We start from the raw sequence: 18,531 nt of genomic DNA, 5'->3' as shown, positions 1-18,531 counted from the left end.
ATGGAATCGTAAACATTTCCTACTCGTTTTTTTATTGGAATGTTTTAGCTCGATCTACTTTATTTTTTAATACACACTAATTTCATTTCTGTCATTTCTTCTATTGCATATTTAATTCCTTCACGCCCCGTACCACTTTCCTTCACACCACCGTAAGGCATATGATCTACCCTAAACGTTGGAATATCATTAATCATGACACCACCAACCTCTAGCTCATCAATTGCACGCATTGCTTTAAACAAATTATTTGTAAACACACCTGCTTGTAGACCGTAACGTGAATCATTTACTTGCTCTATCGCCTCATCAAATTCTTTAAATGTATTTACTGTCATGAGTGGACCGAATACTTCTTGGCACTGAACAGATACATACTCTGGAACATTTGTTAATATGGTTGGTTCAAAAATCCTTGTATCACGTTTCTTACCACCGTATAAAACATCTGCACCTTCCTTAATAGCTTCTTGCACCCACATGTCTATTCGCTCTACATCTTTTTTCGAAATTAAAGCCGATACATCCGTTTCTTCAAGCAGTGGATCACCAACAACAACTGTTTCCATCGCTTTATTTAGCTTTGATAGAAATTCATCCATTCTCTTTTCATGTACAAAAACACGTTGTACAGAAATACAAACTTGTCCATTGTTTACAAATGCTCCCCATTTTACACGTTCAATTAATTCATCTGTTAATTCTACATCTTCATCAATGATAACAGCAGCATTTGATCCAAGTTCCAACGTAACTCGCTTTAACCCAGCCTTTGCCTTTATTCCAATTCCAACTTTCGGACTTCCCGTAAAAGTAATGGAAGCAACATCATCATTTGTAACTATCGCCTCACCTACAATTGAACCAAGACCAGAAATAATATTTAAAGCTCCTTTTGGCAATCCTGCCTCTTCAAATAATTCAACTAATGCGTAAGACGATAATGGCGTTTGATCAGCTGGTTTTAACACAACTGTATTTCCGGCAGCAATTGCAGGGCCGACTTTATGTGCTACTAAATTTAATGGGAAATTAAATGGTGTAATAGCTCCTATAACCCCAATCGGTTTACGTATTGTATAAGCAATACGCCCATCTGCACCAGGTGCTGCATCAAGTGGTAGTGTCTCGCCATATATACGTTTCGCTTCTTCCGCTGCAAATTTGTATGTCTGAACGGTACGATCTACTTCTCCTCTCGCAGCACGTATTGGTTTTGCAGCCTCTTTTGCAATAATCTGTGCAAACTCTTCTCTTCTTTCATCCATTTTTTGTGCAACCTTCTCTAAAATGGTCGCACGATCATATGCAGATAATGTATTCATTTCTTTCATTGCATTTTTTGCAGCAGTAACAGCCTCTTGTACATCTTCTTCCGTTCCCTGTGCAATTTCCGCTAACGTTTCTTCAGAATATGGTGCGTATAATGGTTTATACGTGTTTACCGACTTCCAATCTCCATTTATATATAAATGCTTTTTCATAATTCTTCCCCTTCCAAATATATGCATACAACAATACTTAACCTAGTGAAAGGTCTGACTTATGTCATTGTATCATAGCCCTTATTCTGCCAAAAACATTATGCTCAAAAAAACTCTGCCATATAGCAGAGTCTACGAACTAATTTGTTCTTGTAATGAAATTTGCTTTTCATCTTCTAATACAATAATGGATTCTACACTTTTTGTAACTTCTAATCTCTTTATATAGTGTCCATCTAATTCTTTCACGCAAAACTTATAATTTTCAATTTCAATGAAATCCTCTTCAGCAATTTCTATATTCTTCGTTAAAATCCATCCACCTATTGTATCAACACCATTATCATCAATCGTTAATCCTAATAACGTATTCACTTCACTTACGAGCACTTTTCCCTCTAATATCGTTTTCGTTTCACTAATTTGTTGAATTTCTGGCTGTTCATCTGTATCAAACTCATCTTGAATATCTCCAACTATTTCTTCTAAAATGTCTTCAACAGTAACAAGTCCAGACGTACCACCATATTCATCTATCAATATAGCAATATGCGTTCTTTCTTTTTGCATTTTTAAAAATAAGTCGTGTATTGGGATAGAATCGATAACTAAAATGATCGGCCTCATATATTGCTCTACTTTCTTATTACTTACTGCACTATGCTGCACAAAATCTGTGAAAATATCTTTAAAGTTTACAAAGCCTATTACGTGGTCTTTGTCCCCATCAACAACTGGATATCTCGTATATTTTTCCCGAGACATTTTTTGCAAAGCTTCTTCAGCAGGCATTTCTTTACTTATAATATGCATTTCAGTTCGGGGTACCATTATTTCTTTTGCTATGCGATCATCAAATTCAAAAATTTTATTTACATATTTATATTCAGACTGATTAATCTCTCCGTTTTTGTAACTTTCTGAAACTAATAACCGTAATTCTTCTTCTGAATGAACTTCATCGTGTCCTTTCGGTGGTTTCAGCCCTAACAACTTCGTGATAATTCGGGCTGATCCATTTAATAGCCAAATAAATGGAAACGCCATACGATAAAAGGAAATTAACGGTTTAGCAACAAATAAACTCACTTGTTCAGCTTTTTGAATCGCTAATGTTTTTGGGGACAATTCCCCTATTACTACATGTAAAAATGTAATAAACAAAAACACTAAAATTACAGCAAAAATGTCCGCTAGTTGAGTAGAAATGTTCAAATTTACAAAAAGAGTGTCGAACATTTGCTTTAACGCAGGTTTACCAAACCACCCAATCCCCAGAGCTGTAACTGTTATTCCTAGCTGACAAGCAGATAAATATTCGTCTAAGTTTGTAATGACTGTTTTGACAGATGTTGCACGATTATTTCCTTCTGCAATTAAATAGTCAATTCGTGAACTTCGTACTTTAACAATTGCAAATTCTGCTGCAACGAAAAATGCCGTTAAGGCAATTAAAACAATCACTATACTTATACTATATATGTCCAAATACTTTTCCTTACTTACATTGTAAGCAAGGAAGCCACCTCCTACTTAATTTTATTCAAGTGAAGTAAGCATTCTAATACTCTAACAAAATTCTACATTAGCAACCACCTTTTTATATATTATATGCATACATAAAAAAGATATTTATCATTATGATAATCTAATTCATTTCCCTCAGTCAAATGATTCTAAATCTTAAGATAAAATATTTTTATATACACGATATATTCTTCATAGTTTCATTTCGTGAAAAAACACTTTCTTTGCCGATTCCACACTTCTTTTGTCACACTAGAAGGGAACTTACTTCATAGATCGAAATCATTCAACAGGATATATATAGGAGGGATTATTTTGGAATATAAAACACCATTTATCGCAAAAAAATTAGGTGTTAGCCCAAAGGCTGTTGTCCGGATTGCACAACAATTAAATCTTTCGATAGAAAAAAATAAATATGGTCACTTTATTTTTACACAAGACGATTTAGATCAAATGCTAGAATACCACCTTTCACAAATAGAGCAGTCTCAAAATTCTCACCCTACTCAAAAAACATCATCAAACGATGTTGAAGAATTAAAAACTCAAGTAAATACAATTGTTCAAAACATATCATCGCATGATTTGGAACAATTAGCCGATCAATTAAACACAATTACGAGAAGGCTAGATCGAATGGAAGAACAAATGCAAGATAAGGCGAATGATGTTGTTACGTACCAACTTTTACAACATCGCCGTGAAATGGAGGAAATGTTAGAGAGAATTCAAAAGCTAGAAGCTGCCCTCAAGAAGGAAGAACCAATATATATTACTCCTGATTCAAAACCAACGTATGAACGAGAAAAGAAGCCGAAGCGCCGCAAAATGATTTTTAGTATATTTGGATTATAATTTTTAGACCCTTATTAAAATAATAAGGGTCTTTTTTTCTTGAAGAATGATTTCACATTAATATAGCATTCTCTTTATTATACATATTCATTTCGCTTTATTTGGTTAACATAATATTCTTACTGTATTCTGCAATTAATGACTGTGCATGAGCATTCCCTTGAATCACATCTCGAAATTCTTTTAAAGAATACAAATGCGTAGCCCCTTTTCGAGCGTGTATTCGTACTGGTACACCTTGTAAAGTATCATGAAACTGAAATGGCTTATCTATCGGTTCAATTGGGAAACCGAGTGTTAATAAATACATATACATTCTTTTTGTAACTGCTGCAATATACCATTCTGCTTTCGTTTCTAATGCATGCATAAATAAAATAGCTGTTAGTCTTTTGAAGTGTCCTCTCCCACGAGACGTTTTCGCAATACTTAACTTGCCTATTTCATATACATTTTTCAAATCTTTCACTAAGTCATTTTTAGAAAACGGATAGAAAAACTCAGAATTCGATTGCTCTGGTTTCGTATATTTAATACATTCTACTGTACCAATATGATGTTCATCTTCTATTAATAAAAATCGTGATGGATTTAAATTACGTTCTACGAACATTAAGTTTCTTTCTTCACAAAAATCTCCCCATAGTTGCTCGAACCAAAAATGTTCTTCCTTTGTTTGAACACGCTGGAACATATTTACCCGCCTTTCCCATCGCCGCTCTGTTTTTGTTAACGCTTTCACTATCTATCATATAAGAACAAATCTTCGTATGCAACTAAAAATATTTATGACTTATTATATTCTGCAAAACGAATTAAATTCCAACTTACTCGTCTTTTATCCCTCATGTCCCGTTCTTCTAACAACATATTTATATTACTTTCAAATTCAAATTGTATGAAGTTGTTTTCCATACAGCATATATTTCTTCTTAATCTAAAAAAACCCTTTATAAAAAAGGATTTTTTTACTTCTTCATGCTTTTTAACCACTTCTCAAAAATTTGTACCATTCCATGCTTTCCGGCTAATTTCTCTTCTCCTTGTTTCGTTTTATATGGATATAATTGCAAGAACACACCACATCCAGACTCAATTTTTTTACTGTGCATATGGCTTCCAGGATATACACAAATAACTTCATAAATGGCCCTTCGATAATAGACTCTCTTTCCATCCTGTTCTTCTACATATTTTATAGACCAGTACTTATACATTTGCTCAGTTGCTTTCGTATTTCCAACGTGCTGAAAAATATTGTACATTGGACTATACTTCACTTCAATAATAATAGAAGATTGGTATACGTATTTCCCTTCTTCCTTTACATAACAGTCTAAGCGAATGTCTGGCTTCTTCGTATCTTCTCCATTATAAAAATTACTCCCTTTACTTAATGCAATAAGAGGATGTGTTTCAATTAAATCATTAAATGCGACATGTACCCTAATATCATCTCGATGTAAAACTACTGTCGTTCCATCCTGTAATCCATCTACATAAAAATGTTCTTGTATTTGTTCACGAATGGAATTTCTAGCCTCAAAACCAATTTGCTCTAACATGGAAATAACGATAAAAAAAGCGTAATATTCATACACTAAAAATGTTGGTTTATAAACAAATAATAAAGATGGAGATTGATTTGTATATTGTGGAAGTAACTCAAAATGCTGTAGTAGTTGTTGATGTGGTATCGGTAAATTATGTGAGTTCATCTTACCCGTTTCAGAAACTTCTCTCCAAAATGGAGAATGCATTAAAGTTTGAAAGTATTGTACACTTTCATGTACAAAATGCGCTAATATTTTATATTCTTGTATCTTCATAGAACTTTTTCGTAAATCCGCCTCTTTTAGTAAATGTATATTTTTATATTTTTGTTTTTCTCTATCGGTCACTGATCCATTACGCTCAATTGTTTGTATAATCGTTTTTACAGCTTGAAATTCTTCTGATTTCTTCTTCTTCGCTCTTTCTAATATTTCAATTGTTTGACGTAAAAAACTTTCAGCTTCAAGTAAATAGAGATAAAATTGCATCGCTTTAAATTTAAGAAACGCATTTTCCTTACTATTTTTTTGTTCTATACACTTACGGTTATAATATTTTGCATACGGTTTTCTTTCCGCCACTACGGCTCCTTTTCTCGTTGATTTCCGCTCTTTTTCTTCCCACTTATATTCGTGTATAAACTTTGAACTCGATTCTATTTTCTTAAAAATTTGCTTTATCTTTTTCATTTTTTGCGGCAACTTTCTAAGTAACACTAAATATGAAGAATCTTCAATATCACTGAGCGCAGAGAAAGTCTTTTTATAATAACCTCTATCTAAAATCAACTCATTTAAAATTGACTTTACATAGTTTTGAATCATTTCAAATTGATCATCAAAAAAATTTTTCGGAACGACTTGAAAAGCACCATAATACGTTCTATCTTCTATATTCACTTCAAAATGATATAATCCACAACGCCATGGATAAAAGAATTCCGTTTTTCCATGTTCATATATTAATACCTTTTGTTTTTTTTCATTTATTTCATATTTTGACTCTTTTATATTTTTCTGTCCCTCATATACTTTATTCCATATAAAAGTAATATTCATTGGACTTTCATAATGATAATGCAATCTAATTGGTTTTAATTCTTGCACTTTATAAATACATTGAACTAATGCTGTAGTAGATGTACAAAGACGATTTAATAAAACATATTCCCCTTTTGCCTCAGATCCAATGATTAACTTTAATACAAAAGGGAGTGTTTCTCTCGTATCAACGATTTCTGTTTCATATCGCCCTTCATTTTGCATAACCATACAACTCCAGTTCTCTACGCTTTTCTCTTATATATGCTAAAGAGTGTTCAAATGTAGATACTCTGTTTGCAAGTGGCGATTGCAAAAGAGGTACTAATGTCGCCCCCCTTTTTACTTCTTCAGAAAGTAAAGACCCCACCATCATTTCAGTCCCTCTTATTTTCGTCAATACACGTTGCTTGATTTGTAAATCAAATCCCTCTTCTCTACTGATCATATAGGAATGATTATTTTGGAACGGTATATTTTGCAAATAAACAGCTATTGCGTTTGCACATCGAAAAGAAATTCCCTTTGACGAATCGTGTGATGATAATACAGCATGTAACTTATCTAATAGTTCTAACTCTTCTTCAGAAAACACCTCAATCATCGCTTTATTCCTAACCCAACTTATTCGGAATTCTCCTGCAGTTACTTTCAATGGTGGCTGTAATACAACTTTCTCTTGTTCCATACACATCTCACAAAACGGAATCTTTTGTAACGATATTAAATTCGTCCGATCTAATAGTCGATCTGAGAGCTCTTTCGTTGTTTCATCAAAATTTACAGTACCTACAAATATAATATTTTCTCCAATTTCAATTGTTGATGGAATTGGATTTTCTTTTTCTTGTACACCCTCATACAAATTTAAAATACGATTTTGCTTTTCAAGTTGAAGAACAGATAGAAATGGAGTAAACCAATGCTCAATATGTGACATATTCATTTCATCAAAAACGATTATATATAGCTGATTTTGATTTTCTTTTGCCTTCATTAACGCCCTAACTAATTTTGTTTCACTTTCAATAAAAGTACCATTTGGGTGAAGGTAACCAAGTAAATCATGTGGTTCTTGATACGATGGTGAAATCGGAATCCAAACTAATTCTTCCCCATACTGCAATCCAAGTGATTCTGCATAAGCTTGCACAAAACGAGATTTCCCAGCACCTGGTATACCACCAAGAATCGTCAACATATTTGTTTTGGCACTTATATGAAAATTGTAAATGTCCGTTTCATCCAAATATAGTCCTTTATTACGCACAAAACTTTTTACATACTGTAAAAAGACGGATTCACGCTCATCCCACTCCCATTCATCCTTTTGCACTTTTATTTCCTCTACCTCTACAAGCTTACCTTCTTCATTCATTCGTTTTTTTAATTGCTCATACACATGATTACTTACAAAATACAATTGATCTTCTACCGCTATTTCTACATGCTTCATCCAGTCATTAAAGTCTATATACTTACATTCCCGCTGCTGTTCAAAATATGCGATTGAACTAATTGATGATGATTTTAAAGATATATTTCCGTATAACCTTCCATCGTGCCACAATAATTCAGGAGACTCAAAGTCTTTCGGATATTTTGGCATTAAAAATGACAAATAGCCATTTCCAAGTTTTCTTTCTAAAGACTCTCCTTTTTTATAATCGGAAACTTTAGGTACTGGAATCATTTTATAGCCATTTGCCATTTCTCGCGGTTCTTCTGCACAAATTAACTCCACATATATATTTCCTCTCTCGTAATAGAGACGAAACATAACCAGTTGCTTTTCTAATTTTCTTTTCTTTAATTCCGAAAAGATTTTTTCATTCTTTTTATTGCTACATAAACCTTCAAATACGTATGGTTCATTTTTTAATTGCTCTTGTAACATGAATGGCATTGGCGATAGGCATTGTACAAAGAAGTTCTCTCCATTCTTCTCTCTCTCTGCTTTTGTAAACTTTCCGATAAACCTCATATAGTACATTCGTTTTATAAAACTTGGCTGAAGAGCTTTATGTAATTTCACCTTCGTCACCTTCTTTTTTCATACTATTCTTAGTGTATGAAAGAAAAGAAAAACTAGAAACAAAAAACCTGACTTTATCTGCCAGGTTCAAAATGAAAACGTATATTAATGAGATGGAAATGCTTTTTTCTCTTGTAAAATGGCATTATGTGCAATTTTCATTTTAGCAAGTACATATCGTAATCGATCTTCAGCGTTTTCATCTGTATTTTGCTGTAATTCCGCCAAATTCTCTACAGCACTCGCTAAATTTTCAATCACTCCTCGTAGTTCAGGATGATGATTAAAAAAGGATTCTTGCACTAATACTTTCCTTACTTCACTCGCTAAATCAACAATTCTGGTTAACTGTTCTTTTTCTTCCATTTTCATCCCTCCTGAATATCTTATGTATTAAATATTCTCTAGACAAAGAAAAAAGCCCTTTATTTAAAAGGACTTTTACATTTTTATATTTCCAGTCAATAACATATAGATTGATGTGATAGCTGCAATAACAATTGCCCACATTACATATCTCTCAATACCTCTAAAACAACGATTTCCCTTTTCTTTTCTTGCATACATGTAAACAATAATCCCGATTCCATATACGATTGAAACAAGTAATAAATTTTTCAAACCTGCTGCATATAGAAGCCATATAGAATAAATAGAAGCAATTAAAGCTAACGAGCCGTTTTTTACTTTTGCATCTTTTAGTTCGTTTGTAATAACTAATTTGAATTGGAATAACGCTGATAATAAATATGGTACTAAAATTGATGTTGACGCTATGAAATACATAATTTGATATGTTGATTCTGAAAACAGAACGATTATAAATATAATTTGGGCAACGCCATTTGAGATCCATAATGCCATATGTGGCGTTTGTTTTTTATTTGTTTTCGTAAAGACCTTCGGAAACACGCCATCTTTTCCTGCTACGTGGGAAATTTCAGAAACAAGTAAAAACCAGCCTATTAATGTACCTACAAGTGAAGCAACTAACCCGATGTTAATCGCAACTGCGCCCCATGTCCCAACAACATGTTCTAATACATGTCCCATCGACGGGGTTTCTAACACGGAAAGCTCTCCTCTTGTCATCGCTCCCATTGACAAGACAGAAATTAAAATATAAATAGACATTACTAAAATAAGTCCAAGTACTGTCGCTTTACCAACATCTCGGCTATTTTTCGCTCTACCAGATAATACAACCGCTCCTTCAACCCCAATGAAAACCCAAAGAGTTACAAGCATTGTATTTTTCACTTGTCCAAGAATAGAGGAAACTGAGATTGTTCCTTCTCCCCAAAAATCATGTGTAAATGTATCCCAACGAAACGCTGTTACCATTACAACAATAAATAATACGATTGGAACTAATTTCCCTATTGTTGCAATAACATTCATAATAGATGCTTCACGAATTCCAAATAAAATTAGAAAATGAAGTGTCCATAATAAAAGTGATGCTCCAATGATAGACGCAACATTATTCCCACCTTTAAAAATTGGGAAGAAATAACCTAACGTACTAAACAGTAACATGATTGTTGCAACGTTTCCTAAAATTCCTGCTAACCAGTATCCCCAAGCACTGTTAAATCCAATATATTCACCGAAACCAGCACGTGCATAACTATAAATTCCGCCCTCAAGCTCTGGTTTTTGTCTTGCTAACGTTTGATATACGAGCGCGAGTGGGATCATTCCCATCGCTGTAATACACCAGCCAATTATTATAGAGCCGCTATTTGCTCCTACTGCTAAATCATGCGGTAAACTAAATACACCGCCACCAACCATTGTTCCGACTACTAATGCAATTAATGGAAAAAATCCTAACTTCTTTTCTATTTGTACCACCCCATCTGTCATTCTAGGTGTTATGTTCGTTCAACTATTAAAGTCACCTTTTTCTCTAATAGACGTTTCTTTTATATTTTTTCAGGAAAACATTACTTATTCTAAAAGAAAATGAACAAAAATGGAATACTTTTTTGAAAAAATGTATAAGTATGCACAAAAAAACCGTTCATTTTGTAATGAACGGTCATTTCATACATATAAATTTGTATATTTCTTGTAAAATTAACGAAGTAAATTCTCTTTTTGTAAAAATTGTTTCGCTACTTCTTCACTACCTTTTCCATTCACATTTACTTCATAATTCATTTTTCGCATTTCTTCATCTGTAATCTTTCTAGATAATTTATTTAATACTTTTTCAAGTTCAGGATATTTTTCTAATGTCTCTTTTCTTAATAACGGTGCACCTTGGTATGGTGGGAATAATCCTTTATCATCTTTTAGCACTTTAAGTCCGTATTGCTCAAGTTCACTATCTGTTGAATATGCATCGATTACGTTAACATCCCCTGATTGAATAGCACTATAACGTAGTTTCGGTTCCATCGTTTTCACATTTGAAAACTTATAGTTATATACTTTTTGCATTCCTTTATAACCGTCTTCACGATCAGCAAATTCTAATGTGAATCCTACTTTAGCATCTTGTGCCATTTTTCCTAAATCAGAAATTGTATTTATATTATTTTGATCTGCTATTTTTTTCGGCATAGCTAGTGCATATGTATTGTTATACTCCATCGGCTTCAACATCACCATATTATACTTCTTGTCCATTCCAACGCGGGCTTGCTCATATACTTCATCCCGATTTGTGCTTTTTGGCTCTTCTTTCACGAAAGTAGATAAAGCTGTTCCTGAAAATTCTGGGTAAATATCTACTTCTCCTGATTTCAATGCTTCAAATACAAATGCTGTTTTTCCAAGACCTGGTTTTAATTCTACGTGTAAATCGGTATCTTGTTCAATAAGTTGCTTATACATTTGAATTAAAATTTCAGGTTCTGACCCAAGTTTGCCGGCAATAACAATATCTTTCTTTTGTGTGTTCCAAAGAAAGGGAGAAGCAATCATGATACAAATAATACTTATCGTCAATATAACACGCTTAGAAGAGCGTTTTGGACTCTCAAGCACTCGAAGTACTACATCAAAGAATAAAGCGAGTAACGCGGCTGGTACGGCCCCTAAAATGATAAGTGCATGATCATTTCGATCGATACCTAGTAATATGAGTTTACCGAGCCCACCAGCACCTATAAGAGCTGCTAATGTAGCTGTTCCAACAATTAATACCATCGCCGTTCGAATACCGGCCATAATAATTGGTAGTGCAAGAGGAAGCTCTACCTTCCACAGTCTTCTCCAACTATTCATCCCCATAGCTCTCGCTGCTTCAATTAAAGATTCATCTAACTCCCTTATGCCTGTGTATGTATTGCGTAAAATAGGTAATAGTGCATACACAACTAACGCAATTATGGCTGGAAGTTTTCCAATTCCTACTAACGGAATTAAAAGTCCGAGTAATGCAAGTGATGGCACTGTTTGCATTACTGCAGAAGTGCCTATAATAAACTCAGCCACTCGTTCTTTTCTCGTTAATAAAATGCCAAGCGGTACTGCAATAATTACTGCAAAAAATAGTGAAATAAGTGATATTTGTAAATGCTCACTTAATGCAGCTAATAATTCTATTTTTCGTTCTTGGAACGTTTGTATAAAATCAGTCACTGTTTAGCCTCTTTCCTTCATTTGTTCAACAATGTAATTGACAATATGACGGCTTGTTAAAGCTCCAACATATTGTCCATTTTCTTCAACTGGAACGACTTCGTCAGCTCGTACACGAACTAGAGCTTCTTGTAAAGAAGAATGTAATGATAGCGTATCTCCTTCTACCCGCATACTTTCATCAAGTGGCAATACATCTTCTATACTTTTCCCTTCATACCATGGTCGTCCACGATTTCCAATGAACTCTTCTACAAATTCATTTTTCGGATTATGTATAATTCCTTCTGGTGTATCTAATTGAACAACTTTCCCTTCTTTCATAATACAAATACGATCTCCAAGTGATAATGCTTCTTGCATATCATGTGTTACGAATACAATTGTTTTTTGAATCTTCTTTTGCAATTGTACAATATCCTTTTGAAGCTGCTCTCTACTTAACGGATCTAATGCACTAAATGGTTCGTCCATAAGAACGATTTTCGGATTTGCGGCTAATGCCCTTACGACACCAACGCGCTGCTTTTGGCCTCCTGACAATTCATCAGGCATACGATCGCGATATACGTCTGGATCTAGCCCGACCATCTGTAGCAATTCATCGACACGGGCTTTTGTTTTTTCTTTGCTCCATCTTCTCATTTCAGGAACAACTGCAATATTTTCTGCAATTGTCATATGCGGGAACAAAGCGATTTGCTGCAACACGTATCCTATATTCCAACGTAATTCGTTTATATTATATTGTTGAATATCTTTTCCATCGATTAAAATCGATCCTTCAGTCGTTTCAATTAAACGATTAATCATTTTCATTGTCGTTGTTTTCCCGCAACCACTCGGACCAATAAGGACAAAAAACTCTCCCTTTTTAATTTCTAAATGCAATGAATCCACTGCTTTCGTGCCATCTTCATACGCTTTTGACACATGATTAAATTGAATCACAAATACAACTCCTTTAATGTTGTTTCTTTTATTTTGATGGAAGATGGCATTCATTTCAAATGATACGCTTTATTCTACAAAAAAAGAGCTCTCTTATGAGCTCTAACGGTCGAACAATATTGTTTTCATTATTGCAGCATATTCACGTACATACATTTTCCTCTTAGAACGCATTGGTGTTTCAGCAGCTAGCGCCTCCATCTTCATGCCTAAACGCTTTGCAATTATTTTCGTTCTATACAAATGATACGTATTACTTACAACTACCGCATGTTTCACATCATATAAATCCATACTAAACTTTACATTCTCATACGTATTTGTAGATTGATCTTCTATTAAAATACGACTCTCATCTATACCATGTACCATTAAATAGTTTCTCATACTATGAGCTTCCGGTATATCTTCATCTTCCCCTTGACCTCCTGAAACAATTACTTTCGCTTCAGGATGGAAATATAAATATTCCAACGCTACATCCAAACGGTTTTGAAGAGATAAAGATGGTCTATCTCCAAATAACTTTGCACCTAATATAAGAACGTACGGAGAGTGATAGCTCAATTTTTCACGAGCAACTTCCTTCATTCGAAAGGTCATATAAAGGATGTATAGCGGAGGTAATAATACGATTATAAGTAAGATCCATTTGTTCATATATACGTTTGCACTCCCTTTCTTTTTATTATATGAACACTCCCCCACTTAGCAAAGCTTGAAGTGGGGGTCTCTAACGTTTTGACCTAACGGACGATTAACGTCAGGGGAGTTAACACATTAGCGAGCTGTTTCACGCCTAACCCCTCTATCCCATTTGTCCATGCATTTGGGATTACTTTTCGTAAAATGTTAGCCGCAGCATTTACATCTGCATTAATTAAAGTTTTATTTGCTGAACGATATATGCCGCGCTTTATTCGTTTTCCTGAAAAAGTTGTATTTTGGTCATTTTCTCCATACGTTGGAATGAAGTCGTTATCCAGAAAACTTGCTTTCGATGTATATGATTCTTCAGTTACAACAACTTGAATGCCTACAGTATTTGCTTTGTATGTAATCATTTGAATCAGTAAATTATGCGGGATATGACAAAACGATTGGTTATTTCTTTTTCCCATATCCGTTTCTTGTTTCCAACTTTTGTTTTGACCAATAACGATTTTACAAACTTCTTCTTCTTGAGCTAGTTTTACGATATGGTGACTAACTTTATGGAAGACGTCTTTTATTTTCAAGTAACGTTTTTGATGAAGTTTTTCTATCCTTTTAGAAGTAAAAGGTCCTTCATTAGTTTGTTTTCCATTTCTAAGAATGCTTGTAAAATGACTCTTCATTTTGTTGTAATATTGATTTATGCTTTTGACATGTTTGCCCTTAACAAGGACAGGTTTCATACCTGTGTTTGTTACGATGGTTGCAAGGTTATCAATCCCTAAATCAATACTCATATAACGAGCATTCTCTTCAATCATTTGTTGTTCAGAAGGAACATCAATTACCAATTCCACTACATATTCATTGTATTTTGGAATCACACGAACTTGTTTCAGTTTACCTTCAGTGAAACCTAGTTTCCCAATATTTAATTGCAATTTCGTCTTTGGAAACTTTAAAAATCTACCGTTTTTAATGATGCAATCTTGGTTTGTATACAGAATCTCTTTTTCAGAAGAACGAATATACTTTGGAATCCTAGGCATTCCATCATATTTGTTTGGATTCTTTTTATAGTCTTTTAAACTAGCAAAAAAAGATTTCCAATTTTGGAACAAACCTTTCATGATTGACTGGCTACATTGCGTAGGCAAAGCTCGATAATCATTTTGAATCATAGCCTTAAATAGTGCATCTAGAAAGTTGTAATCTACATAAGGTTTTTCAAAATTAGGTTCTGAAAACAAATTACATTTAATCTCTTTCTGTTCTTCTTTAGGCTTTAATTTCTCTTTTTCCAATTTCTTCTGATAGGCAAGAAGTTGTGTGTCATTCATCTTACCAATATTTTTATGAATATTTTCCAGAACTTCTTTTTGCAAAGGCTGCAACTCTTTTTCTTGTGTTAATCCAGTGTACACCTGGCGTATATAAAAGTTTGTGGTGTTGTACATGTTCTTAGCGTTATGACAACATTCTTGAAAATAAGAATACATACGATGCCCTTTTTTAATCCAAATTTGAAGAGTTTTATAGTTTGATGGATTTTCCTTTGTCATTTTATTCACCTCCTTGTTAAGGATATTATAGCAAAAAAGAACATACGTTTCCGTTTTTTCTCGAAAATAAAATATTTCTTTCGATTCACCTCACCACCTTCACTTACGTTTAGAGGTGGGAGTCCTCTCGAAAGGAATGATAGAAAAAGATTGGAAGGCAGAAGGTTTTTTAAACGATTGATTTATTAGAAACATTCGTCCCTACTTTACGTTGTGAATATACATAATAAAGAGCAATTCCTAATGATAGAATCAATATACAGCTAAGTACGTAAAACGGGAGCATTACCCCAGCTTTAGATACACCAACTGTAAACAGCATTAATAATACAATTCTTATTCCTGTACCAATTAATCGAAATAAGCTATCCACTCTTCCCATTACTTCGTTTGGAATTTCCTCCATCATCAATACATTTCTCGCCACTCTTGTACCCGCATTTCCAATTGCATGAAAAATTGCAAGTCCATATAAGAACATTACGGAAGGTTCAAAAATCATTACGGTAATTGAAATTACATATAGGAACATCGTCATGACGATTGAAATTTCTATTTTGACATATTTCATCATAATTGGAATACTTATTCCCGCAAGAACCGCTCCGACACCATACATCATACCTTCTATTGCGTAGACAGAGGCACTAGCTTTTAATATATCTGAAATATATACCGGGATTAAATAATTTGCCATCATAACACCGATAAACGGCATATAAGTCGCAAGTAAAAACCAAAAGAACTTCGGACGCTTTTGCATAAAGTGAATCCCTTCGAACAATTGCTTCTTAAATGTTACTTTCTTTTTCACTTCCTTTTTCTTTACGTACGGTATACATAAGAAAAGGACGAATGCTCCTATAAAAGTTAACATATCTACTAACAAAATCCATTTTAAAGAAATAATTTCAATAAGGAAGCTAGCAGCCGCTCCTGAAATAACTTGCGTTAACTGTCCTTGTATTTCCATTGTTCCACTTAAACTTTTATAATGTTCTGCTTGAAATATCTCTTGGTTGAACGCAAACATTGTAGGATAAAATAATAAATAGTAAAATGACCCTGCTATATATATAAGAATATAGTGAATAGAATGATAAGGTTGCCCAGTAAATCCCCATATAGCCATCATTCCTATAACGATTATCCCAATACCTTCATTACATAGTAATAAAGATTTTCTTGAAAAACGATCAATACTTTGCCCGATAAAAGGTGTTAATAAAAACATAATAAGAGTTGCGATGATGGAAACATAACCAAACGTTGTCTCTCCTCCGCTCTCTTTAATTAACAACCACGGAATCGTTATCATAACAATTCCGGAACCAATAGCTGATAAACTATTGGCCCCTAGAATGAAATACAAGCGTGAATCTTTATACAGAGATGGCATATCACTCCACTCCTAGTTGTTTTTTCACCTCTTTATATACGCCCATATATGCTTTTAATTCTTTAACTAAATCATGAATTAATGGTTTTGCATCTTCTCCCAGTTCACCGTCTTGTACATGAAGTCCATCAAGCACAACTTGTTTTGGGATTGCATTTGCGTATACTCCTCTAGCAACAATGCGCATACTGTTTAATGCGTTAATTCCACCTTTACCGCCTCCTGCAACTGCAAGTAAAGCGACAGGTTTATGAACAAATTCACTACTACTTAAGTAATCTAACGAATTTTTCAACGCTCCACTCATTGCATTATGATATTCAGGCGTACATAGTACTACACCGTCTGCAGTTTTCACTAACGCCTTTAATTTTTTTACCGCTTCTAATTCACGTTGTGATTCTTCCCCATTATATAAAGGCAGTTCCTCTGCTGCTAAATCGTATAACTCCCCTTCAAATTGATCAGCAATATATTTTGCCACTACACGAGTTCTACCGAATTTTCTTGGTGTACCATTAATAACGACTAGTTTCATAATTATTTCTCCCCTTTGTTTTCCAGTTATACTTATATATTATCAGAAATTTCTATACAAAACACAATATAAAGAGGGAACTAGCTTGATAAAATAGTATGATAGACGTAAAAAAGAACTCATACGAAAGTATGAGTTCTTCACAATTACTTTCCCTCCTCTTTATGACTCAGTATGCCTTTGCTTCCTTTTGCTTCAAAATGGGAATACGCTTTTTCTGCTAGTTTGATACGTTCTTCTGGTAAGGCTACATATTTCATAATATTTTCTATTATTTTTTCATACGGAGTAAACACAATTCCTGGCCACTCTATCTCGTCCTCTGGATTGCTATTTTCCGAAATAATAAATTTCTTATTTGCCACTGCATAAGAAACTCGAGGTGTTTCCAGAATGCCCGATAAGTAAAAGTGAATATTTAATATAATTTTAGACCTAGCAATTAACTCATTTCTGACAATTCCCCACGCATTATTTTTAAAAACGATATTTAAATGCGGGGCAATCGCTTTTAATTGATCAAAAATAGCTTGCCGCCTCGGGTTAAGAGCACCTATAAACAGTATATCAATGTCTTCAGTTATCCCATCTTCAAATGCATCCCTTTTTATTTCTAAAGTTGGAGCATAGTTCATTTCCACATGTTTTATTTCTTTTCCTACTCCTTTTTGTTTTAACCATTCTATATTTTGTTTGCTATAATCCCAAATTTCCTTATCTTTTAATAACATTAAATAAAGGGGATGCGCATAAGGACTTCCTTCATATAGCTGTTCTAAATTATAAATAATTGCATTTTTCGGAAGTAGATTCGGGTTATGTGCATATGTATGCGCTCCGAAAACAATTGTATTTTTCACATTTTCTAGTATTGTTTCAGATATAATTGCTGTATTTCCCTCCTGCTCCAATCGCCATTTCAAAGATCGTGCGACATCTATAAAACTACCATACGTCTTTGGGCATATAAAAAGACAATAATCATATTCTTTATTCAAATAAGCTTCCATTAGTCTTAAATTATTTTTATATAAATCCACATCCGGATATTTAAGTAAAAGCTCACTTGCATGTTTTTTTGCTACTTTATACATTCCAGCATAATAAGCAGCAATACACCTTCTTAATTCAATTTTTTGCCGATGCTCATCTGCTACGTCCATGTCTAAAAGAAGATTTGCGATACAATACGCTTTTAAATGATCTCGATCATAATAATAATCTAGTAGTGGTATCAATTCTTCATACGTATTTCCATGTACAGATTCCCCTAATTCTAGCGCCCATCGTATTAATTCCATTATTACTCCACTACTCCTTTAACCGAAATTGTAT

At 33.8% G+C, this 18,531-nt stretch carries 15 protein-coding genes; 1 reads left to right on the top strand and 14 read right to left on the bottom strand.

What is annotated here, in order from left to right; genetic code table 11:
• Positions 1 to 59: 59 nt before the first annotated feature.
• Together FS742_RS03725 and FS742_RS03720 are read right to left on the bottom strand one after the other, a co-directional pair.
• The gene (locus tag FS742_RS03725) at positions 60 to 1,484 is read right to left on the bottom strand and encodes an aldehyde dehydrogenase family protein (RefSeq protein ID WP_144611257.1); all 1,425 of its coding nucleotides are present in this window, start codon (positions 1,482 to 1,484) and stop codon (positions 60 to 62) included.
• Positions 1,485 to 1,616: 132 nt separating this feature from the next.
• Complete coding sequence (locus FS742_RS03720; protein WP_144611256.1) at positions 1,617 to 2,972, bottom strand: hemolysin family protein; 1,356 nt, start codon at positions 2,970 to 2,972, stop codon at positions 1,617 to 1,619.
• 354 nt (positions 2,973 to 3,326) lie between these two features.
• Between FS742_RS03720 and racA the strand changes: the two genes are divergently transcribed.
• Complete coding sequence (racA, locus tag FS742_RS03715) at positions 3,327 to 3,869, top strand: chromosome-anchoring protein RacA (protein ID WP_144611255.1); 543 nt, start codon at positions 3,327 to 3,329, stop codon at positions 3,867 to 3,869.
• 97 nt (positions 3,870 to 3,966) lie between these two features.
• On the opposite strand, the gene FS742_RS03710 is transcribed toward racA, so the two are convergent.
• The 12 genes from FS742_RS03710 to FS742_RS03655 all read right to left on the bottom strand — a co-directional run bounded on the left by FS742_RS03710 (position 3,967) and on the right by FS742_RS03655 (position 18,497).
• Positions 3,967 to 4,563, bottom strand: coding sequence for a hypothetical protein (locus FS742_RS03710; RefSeq protein ID WP_144611254.1), 597 nt, complete (start codon positions 4,561 to 4,563; stop codon positions 3,967 to 3,969).
• Between the two features lie 274 nt (positions 4,564 to 4,837).
• Entirely contained in the window at positions 4,838 to 6,688 is a 1,851-nt protein-coding gene (locus tag FS742_RS03705) for a hypothetical protein (protein WP_144611253.1), read from the bottom strand.
• A complete protein-coding gene (locus tag FS742_RS03700) occupies positions 6,678 to 8,498 on the bottom strand; it encodes an AAA family ATPase (protein ID WP_144611252.1) in 1,821 nt (606 codons plus the stop codon). Before FS742_RS03700 ends, FS742_RS03705 begins: the two co-directional genes overlap by 11 nt.
• A gap of 105 nt (positions 8,499 to 8,603) precedes the next feature.
• Positions 8,604 to 8,864, bottom strand: coding sequence for a hypothetical protein (locus FS742_RS03695; RefSeq protein ID WP_000391452.1), 261 nt, complete (start codon positions 8,862 to 8,864; stop codon positions 8,604 to 8,606).
• Between the two features lie 75 nt (positions 8,865 to 8,939).
• The gene (arcD, locus tag FS742_RS03690) at positions 8,940 to 10,367 is read right to left on the bottom strand and encodes an arginine-ornithine antiporter (protein ID WP_144611251.1); all 1,428 of its coding nucleotides are present in this window, start codon (positions 10,365 to 10,367) and stop codon (positions 8,940 to 8,942) included.
• Between the two features lie 213 nt (positions 10,368 to 10,580).
• A complete protein-coding gene (locus tag FS742_RS03685; protein WP_144611250.1) occupies positions 10,581 to 12,092 on the bottom strand; it encodes an ABC transporter permease/substrate-binding protein in 1,512 nt (503 codons plus the stop codon).
• 3 nt (positions 12,093 to 12,095) lie between these two features.
• Positions 12,096 to 13,043 carry an ABC transporter ATP-binding protein gene (locus tag FS742_RS03680; protein WP_144611249.1) on the bottom strand — a complete coding sequence of 316 codons (948 nt, stop codon included), beginning with the start codon at positions 13,041 to 13,043 and terminating at the stop codon, positions 12,096 to 12,098.
• A gap of 102 nt (positions 13,044 to 13,145) precedes the next feature.
• Positions 13,146 to 13,703 (bottom strand): YdcF family protein, encoded by a 558-nt coding sequence (locus FS742_RS03675; RefSeq protein ID WP_144611248.1) that lies wholly within the window; start codon positions 13,701 to 13,703, stop codon positions 13,146 to 13,148.
• Positions 13,704 to 13,789: 86 nt separating this feature from the next.
• On the bottom strand, positions 13,790 to 15,259 hold the full coding sequence (locus FS742_RS03670) for an RNA-guided endonuclease InsQ/TnpB family protein (protein ID WP_144611247.1): 1,470 nt from the start codon (positions 15,257 to 15,259) through the stop codon (positions 13,790 to 13,792).
• A 169-nt stretch (positions 15,260 to 15,428) separates the two neighbouring features.
• Positions 15,429 to 16,658 (bottom strand): MFS transporter, encoded by a 1,230-nt coding sequence (locus tag FS742_RS03665; RefSeq protein ID WP_144611246.1) that lies wholly within the window; start codon positions 16,656 to 16,658, stop codon positions 15,429 to 15,431.
• Position 16,659: 1 nt separating this feature from the next.
• Positions 16,660 to 17,196: an NADPH-dependent FMN reductase gene (locus tag FS742_RS03660; RefSeq protein WP_087956346.1), complete on the bottom strand. Its 537-nt coding sequence runs from the start codon at positions 17,194 to 17,196 to the stop codon at positions 16,660 to 16,662.
• A gap of 146 nt (positions 17,197 to 17,342) precedes the next feature.
• Complete coding sequence (locus FS742_RS03655; protein WP_144611245.1) at positions 17,343 to 18,497, bottom strand: CgeB family protein; 1,155 nt, start codon at positions 18,495 to 18,497, stop codon at positions 17,343 to 17,345.
• Positions 18,498 to 18,531: the final 34 nt, after the last annotated feature.

The organism is Bacillus cereus (genome assembly GCF_007678085.1).
GTDB lineage: Bacteria > Bacillota > Bacilli > Bacillales > Bacillaceae_G > Bacillus_A > Bacillus_A cereus_BE.
Note: the sequence above shows the minus strand (reverse complement) of the source record. Positions and strands in the feature narration are given on the sequence as shown.

Coding starts and splice junctions, on each gene's coding strand:
- FS742_RS03660 (WP_087956346.1), bottom strand. CDS start 17,196: ATGAAACTAGTCGTTATTAATGGTACACCAAGAAAATTCGGTAGAACT.
- FS742_RS03705 (WP_144611253.1), bottom strand. CDS start 6,688: ATGCAAAATGAAGGGCGATATGAAACAGAAATCGTTGATACGAGAGAA.
- FS742_RS03655 (WP_144611245.1), bottom strand. CDS start 18,497: ATGGAATTAATACGATGGGCGCTAGAATTAGGGGAATCTGTACATGGA.
- FS742_RS03695 (WP_000391452.1), bottom strand. CDS start 8,864: ATGGAAGAAAAAGAACAGTTAACCAGAATTGTTGATTTAGCGAGTGAA.
- FS742_RS03710 (WP_144611254.1), bottom strand. CDS start 4,563: ATGTTCCAGCGTGTTCAAACAAAGGAAGAACATTTTTGGTTCGAGCAA.
- FS742_RS03725 (WP_144611257.1), bottom strand. CDS start 1,484: ATGAAAAAGCATTTATATATAAATGGAGATTGGAAGTCGGTAAACACG.
- FS742_RS03665 (WP_144611246.1), bottom strand. CDS start 16,658: ATGCCATCTCTGTATAAAGATTCACGCTTGTATTTCATTCTAGGGGCC.
- FS742_RS03670 (WP_144611247.1), bottom strand. CDS start 15,259: ATGACAAAGGAAAATCCATCAAACTATAAAACTCTTCAAATTTGGATT.
- arcD (WP_144611251.1), bottom strand. CDS start 10,367: ATGACAGATGGGGTGGTACAAATAGAAAAGAAGTTAGGATTTTTTCCA.
- FS742_RS03675 (WP_144611248.1), bottom strand. CDS start 13,703: ATGAACAAATGGATCTTACTTATAATCGTATTATTACCTCCGCTATAC.